This is a genomic window from Pantoea sp. S-LA4, from assembly GCF_054482835.1.
The window spans coordinates 2,516,190-2,528,226 of sequence record NZ_JBTLRC010000002.1; the positions used below are offsets into that span (position 1 = coordinate 2,516,190).

The window sequence follows — 12,037 nt, forward strand, 5'->3', positions numbered from 1 at the left end:
TGACATTCTCAATGGGCAGATTAGCTAACCTGCCCCGCTCATCAATCTTTAAATCACCAGCATCAGGGCCAGCACGACCACGGCACCGACACTCATTGACGCGACATACCAGCGCAGATACCCGTTTTCACTCACCACCAGACCTTTATTGGCGATACGTGAGAACAGTGCAGGCAGGTTCATCAGGGCATTCAGCGGATCGCGTTTTAACAGCCAAGCAATACCGAGGTAAGGTTTGACGAACACTTTGTCGTAGAGCCAGTCGAAGCCCCAGGCAGCGAACCACCAGGTAGTGAAGAAACGACCTGGTGCACTGTTAGCGATCTTCGTTACCAGCTCACGTTTGCCCAGCCACAGCGCGGCAGCAATCAGAATGCCGACGATAGCGACCACGCCAGAGGTGATTTCCAGTCCTACTTTACCGGCTTCACCAAACTCATTGGCTGGCAGCACGCCAGCCAGTGGCGGCGTAATCAGTGCGCCGATGAAGGTGGAGAGCAGCAGCAGGACAATCAGTGGCAGATGATGGGTAATGCCTTTACCGGCATGTGCGTGAATTTTCTCTTCGCCGTGGAACACGATGAAGATCATGCGGAAGGTGTAGATTGAGGTCAGGAAAGCGCCCACCAGACCGGCAACCATCAGGTTGATGTGACCGTTGGCCAGTGCGCCAAACAGGATCTCATCTTTACTGTAGAAGCCAGCGGTAATCAGCGGCAGAGCCGCCAGTGCCGCGCCGCCCACCAGGAAGCAGGTGTAAACCAGCGGAATGCTCTTACGCAGGCCGCCCATCTTAAAGATGTTCTGCTCATGGTGGCAGGCCAGAATCACTGAACCGGAAGAGAGGAACAGTAACGCTTTAAAGAAGGCGTGCGTCATCAGGTGGAAAATCGCCGCATCCCACGCCTGGACGCCCAGCGCCAGGAACATGTAGCCAATCTGGCTCATGGTGGAGTAAGCGAGTACACGTTTGATATCGGTTTGCACCAGCGCGGCAAAGCCAGCCAGCACCAGGGTAATTGCCCCGATAATTCCGACCAGATGCAGCACTTCCGGCGTCAGCAGGAACAGGCCATGACTACGGGCAATCAGATAGACACCGGCGGTCACCATGGTCGCGGCGTGGATCAGTGCCGAAACCGGTGTCGGGCCGGCCATCGCATCGGCCAGCCAGGTCTGCAACGGCAGCTGTGCCGATTTACCGACCGCGCCACCCAGCAGCATCAGCGTTGCCCACTGCAGCATGTGGTTGTCTGCGGCAAAGTGCGCCGGCGCCAGTTCCATCATCTCGCGGAAGTTCAGCGTGCCCAGCTCGTTGTAGAGAATGAACAGCGCGAATGCCAGAAACACATCGCCGACACGGGTGATGATGAAGGCTTTCATCGCCGCTTTGCCGTTATCCGGATTGCTGTAGTAGAAGCCGATCAGCAGGTAAGAGCAGAGCCCTACCCCTTCCCAGCCGAGATACATCAGCATCAGGTTATCGGCCAGCACCAGAACCACCATGCTGGCGATAAACAGGTTGGTGTAGGCGAAGAAACGCGAGTAACCCTCTTCACCGCGCATGTACCAGGAGGCGAACATGTGGATAAAGAAACCGACACCGGTGACCACAGACAGCATGGTCAGTGACAGACCATCCAGGGTCAGGTTCACCTTCATGTCAAAGTTGCCGACATGCATCCAGGTCCAGAGCGCCTGCGTATAAGCCTGCTGACCGTTGGCAAAGAAGTCGACGCCGACCATCACCGTGGTCAGCGCTGCCAGTCCTACCGATCCCATACCAATCGCGGCCGACAGGTTCTCTGACCAGCGACCACGGGAAAACGCTAACAGCAGGAAGCCGATTAGCGGAAACAGTACTGTTAAATAGAGAAGATTCATCCGCGCATCTCGCTCACAGTGTCAATGTTCAGCGTCTGACGACGACGATAGAGCTGGAGCAGCAGCGCCAGGCCAATACTGGCTTCGGCTGCGGCCAGGCTGATCGCCAGGATATACATTACCTGTCCATCGGCCTGACCCCAGTAACTCCCGGCCACCACCAGCGCTAACGCGGCGGCGTTGATCATGATCTCAAGGCCGATCAGCATAAACAGCAGGTTACGGCGGATCACCAGCGAAGTCAGTCCGAGGACGAACAGCACGGCAGCAAGTATCAATCCATGTTGTAACGGGATCATGCATTCTCCTTTTTCGCTTGCGCGGCGTCAGAAACGCGGTTGCTGAGCACTTCACCCTGCCGATCTTCACGACCGACGTGAAACGCCACCACCAGACCCGCCAGCAGCAGCATGGAAGCCAGTTCCACCGCCAGCACGTAAGGACCAAACAGGCTGATGCCGACCGCTTTGGCGTCGATAATGGTGCCGTCAATGCCCTGATCGTTGGCGGTCAGAATGGCGTAAACCATCACCACCAGCAGCAGTAGCGACACCAGACCAGGCCCAATCCACAGCGACGGACTCAGCCACTCGCGTTCCTGCTTCTCCGTCTGTTTGCCCAGGTTCAGCATCATCACCACGAAGACGAACAGCACCATAATCGCACCGGCATAGACGATGATCTCCAGCGCGCCGGCAAAATAGGCGCCCATCGAGAAGAAGACGCCGGCAATCGACAGCAGCGAAATGATCAGGTACAGCAACGCATGTACCGGATTAGTGTGGGTAATGACGCGCAACGTCGTCAGCACCGCCACCAGCCCGCAAAGATAAAACGCAAATTCCATGCCTTGCTCCTTAAGGTAATAAGCCTTTGACGTCGATAGGCTTAGCTTCGTTTTCCGCTTCGCCCTTATCTTTACCGTCAATCGCCATACCCGCCATGCGGTAGAAGTTGTATTCCGGATATTTACCCGGACCCGAGATCAGCAGATCGTCCTTCTCATACACCAGATCCTGACGCTTGAACTCACCCAGTTCGAAATCGGGCGTCAGCTGAATCGCCGTGGTCGGACAGGCTTCCTCACACATGCCGCAGAAGATGCAGCGTGAGAAGTTAATGCGGAAGAACTCCGGGTACCAGCGACCATCTTTGGTTTCTGCTTTCTGCAACGAAATACAGCCGACCGGACAGGCCACGGCGCACAGGTTACAGGCTACGCAACGCTCTTCGCCATCCGGATCGCGGGTTAACACGATGCGGCCACGATAGCGTGGTGGCAGATAAACCGGCTCTTCCGGGTACATCTGCGTTTCACGTTTGGCGAAGGCGTGCAGGCCAATCAGCCAGATACTGCGCACTGTCGTGCCGAAGCCAACGACAATATCTTTTAAAGTCATTTGTTAACCCCTTACTGCGCTGTGTAGAGAATCACTGCGGCGGTCGCCAGCAGGTTCAACAGCGTCAACGGCAGACACACTTTCCAGCCGAACGACAGCACCTGGTCATAGCGTGGACGCGGAAGCGCAGCACGAATCAGGATGAACATCATCATAAAGAACGCCGTTTTCAGGGCGAACCAGATGAACGGCGGCAGGAATGGGCCATGCCAGCCACCAAAGAACAGCGTCACGATCAGCGCTGATACGGTGGTAATCGCCACGTACTCGCCGACAAAGAACAGGCCGAATTTCATACCGGCATATTCAATGTGGTAACCATCGGCCAGTTCCTGCTCCGCTTCCGGCTGGTCAAACGGGTGACGGTGACACACCGCTACGCCCGCAATACAGAAGGTAATGAAGCCGAAGAACTGCGGAATGATGTTCCACAAATGGGTCTGGCTGTTGACTATATCGTTCATGTTGAACGAGCCCGCCTGCGCCACCACGCCCATCAGCGACAGTCCGAGAAACACTTCGTAGCTCAGCGTTTGCGCCGAAGCACGCATCGCACCCAGCAGCGAGTATTTGTTGTTACTCGACCAGCCGGCGAACAGCACGGCGTAGACCGCCAGGCCTGCCATCATCAGGAAGAACAGCAGACCGATGTTCAGGTCCGTGACCATCCAGGTTGGCGATACCGGCACAATGGCAAACGCCAGCAGCAACGAGACGAAGGCGATAACCGGTGCCAGGGTGAAAATAAAGCGGTCGGTAAACGGCGGGACCCAGTCCTCTTTAAAGAACATTTTGATCATATCCGCTACCAGCTGCAGCGAGCCGCCCCAGCCTACCCGGTTCGGTCCGTAACGGTTCTGGAACAGGCCGAGCAGACGACGCTCGGCAAAGCTCATGAACGCGCCACAGGCCACGACCACCAGCAGAATGACGATGGCTTTACCGATGGCCAGCAGAATGTCGATAACATCCGGTGTTAACCAGCTCATTGCGCCGCCTCCTGCAGTTTGTCGATTTTACCGTTCGCCAGGAACGGCGGTACGCCCGGCATACCCAGCGGCAGACCAATCTGTCCCGCCTGCAGCGAGGCAGAGAAACGGACCGGCAGACGCACGGTTTCACCGGCACAGGTGAACTCCACGGCAGCACCATTATTGACGCCCAGTTTCGCCGCATCATCCGGGTTAATCACCAGCATTGGCTGCGCCATACGCTGCTGGAACACCGGTGAACGCTGTGACATCTCTTCACTACCAAACAGCTGGTAGTACGGAGCCACGCGCCATTGCGCTTCACTGACGAACGCCGCAGGGACGTTGCTGAACCAGGGTAGCTGCGCGGCGCTGGCTTCAAACAGGCGGACGCCTGGATCGCCATTACGCAGTTTGCCGCCCACTTCGACCTGGAATTTGTTCCACGCCTGCGGTGAGTTCCAGCCCGGAGCCCAGGCAAACGGAATCTGCGAGCGCGGTGCGCCTGGCTGGTTGTTCCCTTCCATTGAGAAGGCGAACATGGTGTCCTGATCCTGCGGCTGACGCGGTTCGTGCACGCTGATATTGGCGCGCGCGGCGGTACGGCCACTGGAACGGTGCGGTGAACGCGACAGTTTCTGTCCGCGAATACGGAAGCTGGCATCCGGTGCGGCATCTTTAATGCCGGCCAGTTGTGGCAGATGACTCACCACGGCATCGATCACATGATCCAGCTGCGTCCAGTCAACGTGACGGCTTTCCAGCGTGCTGTGCAGCGAATGCAACCAGCGCCAGCTTTCCAGCATCACAATGCTGTTGTCGTAGTAAGAGGGATCGTAAACCTGGAAGAAACGCTGTGCGCGACCTTCATGGTTAATCGAGGTGCCGTCGCTTTCGGCGAAGCTGGCGGTCGATAACACCAGACCGGCTTTTTCCAGCGTAGCGGTACGCTGATGATCCACCACAATCACGTTGGTGGTCTGTGCCAGTGCCGCATCCACCAGCGCTTTCGGTGCGTGACGATAGAGATCGTTTTCCAGCACCACCAGCGCATCGGCTTCACCGTTGCTCAGCTGCTCCAGCGCGCTTTCCAGCGGATTGCCACCCATCAGGCCCAGACCCACGCTGTTAGCGTGTCCTGCCAGCAGGGTAATCCCGACATCGGCACCGCGCGCTTTCAGAGCTTTCGCCACGTTGGCTGCCGCTTCGATCATCGCGCTGCTGCCGGAGTGGGTCCCGGAGATGATTAACGGTTTTTTCGCACCGGCCAGTGCCTGCACGATGACATCCATCTTGCCGTTCAGCTTGCTGTCGAAATCGGTCACTGCCGGAGCCGTTTCATCCAGCGCATTGGCGATGGCGAAACCGAGGCGCGCCTGATCTTCAACCGGGGCGCGATAGCTCCATGCCGCGATATCATCCAGACGGGTTTCATCGACGTTGGTAATAAACAGCGGATGTTTAGCGTTCTGACCGATGTTCAGGATCGCAGCAATCTGCCAGTCTGCCACTTTCTGGGCCGCCGCCATGTCGCGCGCTTTGCCTTTAACCGCCTGACGCACAGACAGCGCCACGCGTGCGCCAACCTGGGTCAGATCTTCACCCAGCACCAGCACCGCATCGTAACTTTCGATTTCGCGCAGCGATGGCGTGTAGATCCCGCCTTCACGCAGCACTTTAAGCATCAGTTCCAGCCGGGCCTGTTCGCCAGCCGGCATACCGGTAGAGAAGTTTTCTGCGCCCACCAGTTCACGCAGCGCGAAGTTACTTTCAATGCTGGCGCGCGGTGAGCCGATACCGATCACTTTTTTCGCCTGACGCAGCAGATCCGCGCCGGCATTAACCGCCTGCTCTGCGTTAAGCGTCACCCAGTCATTGCCACGCAGCAGCATCGGCTGACGCGGACGATCTTTGCGGTTGACGTAGCCGTAACCAAAACGGCCACGGTCACAGAGGAAATAGTGGTTTACCGTACCGTTATAGCGGTTCTCAATACGGCGCAGTTCACCGTAGCGTTCACCCGGGCTGGTGTTACAGCCGACGCTGCACTGCTGGCAGATGCTCGGCGCAAACTGCATATCCCATTTACGGTTATAGCGTTCGGAGTGGGTTTTATCGGTGAAGACGCCGGTCGGGCAGATCTCAACCAGGTTGCCGGAAAATTCGCTCTCCAGCGTGCCATCTTCCGGACGACCGAAATAGACGTTGTCGTGCGCACCGTAGACACCCAGATCTTTGCCGTCGGCATAATCTTTGTAGTAACGCACGCAGCGATAACAGGCGATACAGCGGTTCATCTCATGCGAAATGAACGGGCCGAGATCCTGATTGCGGTGGGTACGCTTGGTGAAGCGATAACGGCGGAAGCTGTGGCCGGTCATCACTGTCATATCCTGCAGGTGACAGTTACCGCCCTCTTCACACACCGGGCAGTCGTGCGGGTGGTTGGTCATCAGCCATTCCACCACGCTTTCGCGGAACTCTTTCGCTTCGCCATCATCGATGGAGATAAATGTGCCGTCAGAAGCCGGCGTCATGCAGGACATGACAAGACGGCCGCGGGTATCTTCGGCATTCTGGAATTGCTTTACCGCGCACTGGCGGCAGGCCCCAACGCTTCCCAGCGCCGGATGCCAGCAAAAATAAGGAATATCAAGGCCCAGAGAGAGACACGCCTGTAGCAGGTTGTCCGCTCCGTTCACATCATACTCTTTACCGTCTACATGGATTGTAGCCATAGTGACATGCTTCCGTAAGGCTCGTCAGAAACGAGCGTTAATCATATTCTTGCCCCGACACACAGCCGATTGTCGGGGCGGCGGCACCAGGCCTGATTCCGTGTGCTGCGGTGAATTACCAGCGCGCTTTCAGCAGGTTTGGCTGAATCCCGCCAATCGCGCGGGTATTACCGAACACCTGCGGCGCAATGCCAGCTTCAAACTCTTCACGGAAATACTTAATGGCACTCTGCAACGGCTCGACCGCACCCGGCGCATGTGCGCAGAAGGTTTTACCCGGACCGAGCTGACGGCAGAGTTGCAGTAAGGTTTCGATGTCGCCTGGCTGACCCTGTTTCTGCTCCAGCGCACGCAGAATTTTTACGCTCCACGGCAGACCGTCACGGCATGGCGTACACCAGCCGCACGATTCACGGGCGAAGAACTCTTCAAGATTTCGCACCAGCGAAACCATGTTGATTTCATGATCGACTGCCATCGCCAGCGCGGTTCCCAGACGGCTGCCGGCTTTACCAATGCTGGCAAACTCCATCGGCAGATCCAGGTGCTCATCGGTCAGGAAGTCGGTCCCTGCCCCGCCAGGCTGCCAGGCCTTGAAGCGCAGTCCGTCACGCATCCCGCCAGCATAATCTTCGAGGATTTCACGGGCGGTAATGCCGAACGGCAGTTCCCAGACGCCAGGATTTTTCACCCGACCGGAGAAGCCCATCATCTTGGTACCGGCGTCGTCGCTTTTCGAGATGCCTTTGTACCAGTCGACGCCGTTAGCCAGAATCGCCGGCACGTTTGACAGCGTTTCCACGTTGTTAACGCAGGTCGGTTTACCCCATGCACCCGCACTCGCCGGGAACGGCGGTTTGGAGCGCGGGTTAGCACGACGGCCTTCCAGCGAGTTAATCAGCGCTGTCTCTTCGCCGCAGATATAGCGGCCCGCGCCGGTGTGAACAATCAGTTCGAAGTCAAAACCGGTGCCGAGAATATTTTTACCGAGGTAGCCCGCTTCGGTGGCTTCAGCAATCGCCCGGCGCAGATGCACCGCGGCTTCAATGTATTCGCCGCGCAGGAAGATGTAGCCACGGTAAGCCTTTAGCGCAAAGGCGCTGATCAGCATCCCTTCCACCAGCTGGTGCGGCATCTGCTCCATCAGCAGGCGGTCTTTATAGGTGCCCGGCTCCATTTCATCGGCGTTACACAGCAGGTAACGGATGTTCATCGACTCATCTTTCGGCATCAGGCTCCACTTCAGGCCGGTGGAGAAGCCCGCACCGCCGCGCCCTTTCAGGCCAGAGTCTTTCACCGCCGCCACGATTTCGTCAGGCGACATGCTGTTCAGCGCTTTTTCAGCACCGGCATAGCCGTTTTTACTGCGATATTCATCAATCCACACCGGCTGCTTGTCGTCGCGCATCCGCCAGGTGAGTGGATGGGTTTCAGCAGTACGAATGATAGTTTTCAATGTCATTGATACTGCTCCAGCAAAGTGGCGATGCCTTCTGGCGTCAGATGCACGTGGGTATCTTCATCCACCATCATCGTTGGCCCTTTATCGCAGTTGCCCAGACAGCAGGTTGGCAGCAGCGTGAAGCGTCCGTCTGCCGTGGTCTGGCCCGGTTTGATATTCAGATTCTGTTCCAGCGCCGCCTGAATGCCCTGATAACCGGTGATGTGACAGACGACGCTGTCGCAATAGCGGATCACATGACGGCCGACCGGCTGACGGAAGATCTGGCTATAAAATGTCGCTACACCTTCAACGTCACTGGCCGGAATGCCCAGCACCTCAGCGATGGCGTGAATCGCGCCATCCGGCACCCAGCCGCGCGCTTTCTGCACGATCTTCAGCGCTTCGATTGAAGCGGCACGCGCATCTTCGTAGTGGTGTTTTTCGTGCTCAATGGCGTGATGTTCTTCCGCGCTCAGCACGAAGACCTCGTTGGGGTCGATCGTTTTAATGGCAATGTGTTGATCGTGCATAATTAGCGGTCCACGTCTGACATAACAAAATCGATACTACCGAGGTATACGATCAGGTCGGATACCAGGCTGCCACGGATCACAGAAGGAATCTGCTGCAGATGCGGGAAGCTGGGCGTACGCACGCGGGTGCGGTAGCTCATGGTGCTGCCGTCGCTGGTCAGGTAGTAACTGTTGATCCCTTTCGTCGCTTCGATCATCTGGAAGGATTCGTTAGCCGGCATTACCGGCCCCCACGAAACCTGCAGGAAGTGGGTGATCAGCGTTTCAATGTGCTGCAACGTGCGCTCTTTCGGCGGCGGTGTGGTCAGCGGGTGATCGGCTTTGAACGGACCCTCTGGCATGTTGTTGAGACACTGCTCCAGGATACGCAGTGACTGCCACATCTCTTCCATCTTCAGCTGAACGCGGCTGTACGCATCACTGATGCCTGAACCGGTCGGGATCTCGAAGTCGAAGTTTTCGTAGCCGGAGTACGGACGCCATTTACGCACGTCAAAGTCGAGGCCGGTGGCGCGCAGGCCCGCACCGGTGGTGCCCCACGCCAGCGCTTCTTCCATGTTGTACGCGGCAACGCCTTTAGAACGACCAACCAGCACGCTGTTGCGCAGTGCGGCTTTGTCATACTCCTTCAGGCGCTTCGGCATCCAGTCAAGGAAGTCACGCAGCAGACGTTCCCAGCCTTTCGGCAGGTCGTGCGCCACGCCGCCAATGCGGAACCAGGCCGGGTGCATACGGAAGCCGGTGATGGCTTCCACCACGTCATAAATTTTCTGGCGATCGGTAAAGGCAAAGAACACCGGCGTCATGGCGCCGACGTCCTGAATAAAGGTCGAAATGTAGAGCAGATGGCTATTGATGCGGAACAGTTCTGACAGCATCACGCGGATCACATTGACGCGATCCGGCACCACGATACCGGCCAGTTTCTCCACCGCCAGCACGTAAGGCATCTCATTCACGCAACCGCCGAGATACTCGACGCGGTCGGTGTAAGGAATGTAGCTGTGCCACGACTGACGTTCACCCATCTTTTCGGCACCGCGATGGTGATAACCGATGTCAGGCACGCAGTCGACGATCTCTTCGCCATCCAGCTGCAGAATGATGCGGAAAGCCCCGTGCGCTGACGGGTGGTTAGGACCGAGGTTGAGGAACATGAAGTCCTCATTGGCGGTGCTGCGCTTCATACCCCAGTCTTCGGGCTTGAAGGTCAGCGCTTCCATCTCCAGATCTTCTTTCTGTTTAGTCAGCGTAAACGGATCAAATTCGGTGGCGCGCGCCGGGTAATCCTTGCGCAGCGGGTGACCTTCCCAGGTCGGCGGCATCATGATGCGGGTCAGGTGCGGGTGACCATCGAAGGTCACACCAAACATCTCCCAGGTTTCACGCTCATACCAGTTGGCATTCGGGAAAAGGCGGGTGATGGTCGGCAGGTGCATATCATTTTCAGATAACGCCACCTTGAGCATGATGTCGCGATTGCGTTCAATCGACAGCAGATGATAAAAAACGGAAAAATCCGCGGCAGGCAAGCCGGCGCGGTGGGTGCGTAAACGCTCATCCATGCCATGCAGGTCATACAGCATGACGTAAGGTTTAGGTAATTTACGCAGGAACTCGGTGATTTCCAGTAGCTGTTCACGCTTTACCCAGACTACCGGAATCCCGGTGCGGGTCGCCTGAACGGTAAAGGCATCCGGCCCAAAACGGTTACGCAACTCGCCGATCACCGGGTCATCCAGGTGATCACGGGTTTGCCATGAAGGCTGAGCGAGATCTTGCGTGGTCAAATCTGTCATACGTTACTCACCATTCCGGCCTGGTCTCAGGCACTCAAATGAAGGCGTCAGGATGGGGCCATGCATTAAATTGTGATGTTCTGCTGCAGGCGCGTTTTGCCATCCATACGGTTAACTTACACTTCGTCCGGGCTGCGCAGGTTAGTGACCGCAATGCGCTCACCGCGTTTTCTCTCACGCTCGGACTGCATGTTGGCACGGTAAACACCCTGATCGCCAACCACCCAGGAGAGCGGACGACGCTCTTTGCCGATCGACTCCTGCAACAGCAGCAGCGCCTGCATGTAGGCTTCCGGACGCGGCGGGCAGCCAGGGATATACACATCAACCGGCAGGAATTTATCCACGCCCTGCACCACGGAATAGATGTCATACATGCCGCCAGAGTTGGCGCAGGCACCCATTGAGATCACCCATTTTGGCTCCAGCATCTGGTCATACAGACGCTGAATCACCGGGGCCATTTTGGTAAATGGCGTACCGGCGATCACCATAAAGTCGGCCTGACGTGGCGAGGCGCGCATGACTTCAGCACCAAAACGTGCCACGTCATGCACGGCGGTAAACGAGGTCGTCATCTCTACATAACAACAGGAGAGGCCGAAGTTATAAGGCCACAGGGAGTTTTTACGCCCCCAGTTCACCATGTCGTGCAGGGCATTTTCGAGTTTGCCCATGTAAACGCTGCGATGAACGTGCTGCTCCAGCGGATCGCTGACGATTTCCTGCTTTTGCAGAGGATAACGGTCGTTCTCACCACCGTTCGGGTCTATGCGGGTGAGCGTATAGTCCATCTTATTGCCTCTCTTTTACTGCTTGTGAGGATTGGTGTGACTGATCGTGGTGGTTTTAACCACGACGCGACGACGTGCAGGAGCCCAATCGAGTGCGCCAATGCGTACCAGATAGACCAAGCCCGCCAGGAGCACCAAAATGAAAATTGCGGCTTCCACAAAGCCGACCCAGCCGCTTTCGCGGATTGAGGTCGCCCATGCGTATAAAAAGAGGGCTTCGACGTCGAAGATGACGAAAAACATCGCAACCAGATAGAATTTGGCCGACAGGCGGATATGGGTGTCGCCTACGGACTCGATGCCTGACTCGAACGGCGTGTCTTTATAACGCGCGCGCGCTCTGCCGCCAAGCAGCCATCCTCCGGTCAACATGAAAGCACACAGGCCAAATGCGATGACGATAAAGACGATAAACGCCCAATGCTGAGCGATGATTTCGGTGGTAGTTGACATACTCATTGCTTACTCATCAAA

Annotated in this window: 11 protein-coding genes; all 11 read right to left on the reverse strand. The window is 56.9% G+C overall.

What is annotated here, in order from left to right; all coding sequences use genetic code 11:
- Positions 1–48: 48 nt before the first annotated feature.
- Positions 49–1,884 (reverse strand): NADH-quinone oxidoreductase subunit L, encoded by a 1,836-nt coding sequence (nuoL, locus tag ACX3P5_RS12485; RefSeq protein ID WP_336755647.1) that lies wholly within the window; start codon positions 1,882–1,884, stop codon positions 49–51.
- Positions 1,881–2,183, reverse strand: coding sequence for an NADH-quinone oxidoreductase subunit NuoK (gene nuoK, locus ACX3P5_RS12490; protein WP_003854236.1), 303 nt, complete (start codon positions 2,181–2,183; stop codon positions 1,881–1,883). The genes nuoL and nuoK overlap by 4 nt, the downstream gene beginning before the upstream one ends.
- Complete coding sequence (gene nuoJ / locus ACX3P5_RS12495) at positions 2,180–2,731, reverse strand: NADH-quinone oxidoreductase subunit J (RefSeq protein WP_031376231.1); 552 nt, start codon at positions 2,729–2,731, stop codon at positions 2,180–2,182. Before nuoJ ends, nuoK begins: the two co-directional genes overlap by 4 nt.
- 10 nt (positions 2,732–2,741) lie before the next feature.
- The gene (gene nuoI / locus ACX3P5_RS12500) at positions 2,742–3,284 is read right to left on the reverse strand and encodes an NADH-quinone oxidoreductase subunit NuoI (protein WP_031376232.1); all 543 of its coding nucleotides are present in this window, start codon (positions 3,282–3,284) and stop codon (positions 2,742–2,744) included.
- Between the two features lie 11 nt (positions 3,285–3,295).
- Entirely contained in the window at positions 3,296–4,273 is a 978-nt protein-coding gene (nuoH, locus tag ACX3P5_RS12505; RefSeq protein WP_233987539.1) for an NADH-quinone oxidoreductase subunit NuoH, read from the reverse strand.
- Positions 4,270–6,993, reverse strand: coding sequence for an NADH-quinone oxidoreductase subunit NuoG (nuoG, locus tag ACX3P5_RS12510; RefSeq protein ID WP_233987538.1), 2,724 nt, complete (start codon positions 6,991–6,993; stop codon positions 4,270–4,272). Before nuoG ends, nuoH begins: the two co-directional genes overlap by 4 nt.
- A gap of 115 nt (positions 6,994–7,108) precedes the next feature.
- Positions 7,109–8,449 (reverse strand): NADH-quinone oxidoreductase subunit NuoF, encoded by a 1,341-nt coding sequence (gene nuoF / locus ACX3P5_RS12515; protein WP_233988142.1) that lies wholly within the window; start codon positions 8,447–8,449, stop codon positions 7,109–7,111.
- 2 nt (positions 8,450–8,451) lie between these two features.
- Positions 8,452–8,967 (reverse strand): NADH-quinone oxidoreductase subunit NuoE, encoded by a 516-nt coding sequence (gene nuoE / locus ACX3P5_RS12520; protein WP_046288191.1) that lies wholly within the window; start codon positions 8,965–8,967, stop codon positions 8,452–8,454.
- A gap of 2 nt (positions 8,968–8,969) precedes the next feature.
- Entirely contained in the window at positions 8,970–10,769 is a 1,800-nt protein-coding gene (gene nuoC, locus ACX3P5_RS12525; protein ID WP_233987537.1) for an NADH-quinone oxidoreductase subunit C/D, read from the reverse strand.
- A gap of 116 nt (positions 10,770–10,885) precedes the next feature.
- On the reverse strand, positions 10,886–11,563 hold the full coding sequence (locus ACX3P5_RS12530) for a NuoB/complex I 20 kDa subunit family protein (protein ID WP_009089012.1): 678 nt from the start codon (positions 11,561–11,563) through the stop codon (positions 10,886–10,888).
- Between the two features lie 15 nt (positions 11,564–11,578).
- On the reverse strand, positions 11,579–12,022 hold the full coding sequence (locus ACX3P5_RS12535) for an NADH-quinone oxidoreductase subunit A (RefSeq protein ID WP_233987536.1): 444 nt from the start codon (positions 12,020–12,022) through the stop codon (positions 11,579–11,581).
- Positions 12,023–12,037: the final 15 nt, after the last annotated feature.